The following is a 1,860-nucleotide window of genomic DNA, read 5'->3' as shown; positions in this document are numbered from 1 at the left end:
AAATACTACCAAAAGAATATTTTAACCTATTTATGGAAGTATTAGGCTATATCAAAATACCAAGAAAAATCACCGGATTTAGGGGGCAAATAACAGAATCTTGGATTCAGTCAGTAAATTATAAAAAGAAAGATCTTGAGAGAATATTCCAAGCCTTAGATGTTATATATGACACTGTAAATACTATTCCTATTTTTGACTTGACTGTTTTAGTCAAGAAAAAATTAAAAAGCTCTTCTAAAACTCTTAATCAGTCAATTTATATTGCGTTATCATCAATAGAAGATATCGACTATGATGATGACGTCGTTACGGTCAAATTTTCAAGATTGAGAAGTGCAGCAGATAAAGCATATAGAGTATTAGAGTCCCACACAAAACCTATGCATTTTTCAAAAATAAATCAAGAAATTAATTTGCTATCTAAGTCTAACAGTAATTTTATTCCCGTTTTAGAAACTAATTTGAAAAACCAGATAGTTGCAGACAACCGATTTTCTCCCATTGGGAAAAGTGGAAAATGGGCACTAACAACGTGGAATAACTCTACAAACCTAACTATTGTGCAAGCAATTGAAAAAGTATTTCACCAAACAGGTAAACCTTTAAAATTTTTTCAAATAGAAGAAAAGATTAAAGATATTCGACCTGATGCATCAGTTAAATCATTAAAAGTTTACCTCAATGATAATAAATTATTTACTAGAGTTGGAGATAATGAATTTGCACTAAATGCATGGCGCTTACCTGCTGCACAAAAAAGGCAAGTGAACAGAAGTGTATCTGAATTAGAATTCACAAATGCTATTAAGGATATTTTATTAAGCTCAAACCCAATTAATTTATCCGCGTTGATTAAATCACTTGTGACAACGATAAAGCTTTCTGAACCTAGTGTTCGACAAAAGTTACTCGTTACGCCTGGATTAGAGATAAATTCACAAAGTGGAAAAAGATCTAAGCTTGTATCTTGTTCGAACTTAGATTTAATCAAACCAAAAAAAGAACGAGTGCTTCTTCGTGATTGTGTTCAGGCTGAAGTTAGAGCTATTTTATTTGAGCAACCTAATGACCCTATCATCAAAGGGGACTTATATGGCGAGGTCACCAAAGTAATTGATTGTAAAAAACCTACATTTTATCAGTACCTAGATAAAATGAAAGATATTACTCAATATCAAGAAGATAAGAAGTATTATGCGGTGTACTCTCATCAAGAAACTGTTGATACAATAAAAATAGATGTAGAGCAATATACATCAAATAGTTTAATTATAGGTGCATTGAAAAGGCCATTAGGTATGTTGACCCTCGACAATGTTGATATTGCTTTATATGAGCTTGGGTTGTTATTTGAGACATCACTTAAAGCATACTTGAAACTACAAAAAGAACTTGGGAAAATGAATGTCACCTCTAAAGATCTTTCAAAACTGTTTATGATGATTAACTGCGTTGTGCGTGAAGGGGTTGTAACAAAAGGCCATCATTTAAATACACTTAGGGAAGAGAGGAATGACAGAGCCCATGGCGATGTACCTAGTGAAAAGGAAAGATATATTTTATTTAATAAAGCTCATTATATCGCAGATCTTTTTGTAAAATACATATGTAGTTTTAAAGAATTAACTGTTTAAATAAAAATCTAACAAAGCACTTCAAACGGAACAAAAACAGTTGGTTAGGTTCCGCTTCGCTACACATTTTAACCAACTATTTTTGTCCGCTTAAGTGGGCGTTAGTGCGTCAAGCAAAGCTTGATGCATCTTGCAGGGTGTAAGTCCCTGTCAGGCAAGGTTTAACCAACCACCTGTATCGAGTGTTGCGCCTTTGGCGGAGTCTGGGATTCGTGTAACACTT

1 protein-coding gene is annotated in these 1,860 nt (G+C 33.4%); it reads left to right on the top strand.

Features of this window, described 5'->3' with window-relative positions; all coding sequences use genetic code 11:
- On the top strand, positions 1–1,637 hold a 1,637-nt coding region (locus KSO91_RS17085; protein ID WP_238744225.1), incomplete at its 5' end, for a winged helix-turn-helix domain-containing protein.
- Positions 1,638–1,860 lie beyond the last annotated feature (223 nt).

The sequence above is a fragment of the Psychromonas antarctica genome, assembly GCF_022267535.1.
GTDB classification, from domain to species: domain Bacteria; phylum Pseudomonadota; class Gammaproteobacteria; order Enterobacterales; family Psychromonadaceae; genus Psychromonas; species Psychromonas antarctica.
Note: the sequence above shows the minus strand (reverse complement) of the source record. Positions and strands in the feature narration are given on the sequence as shown.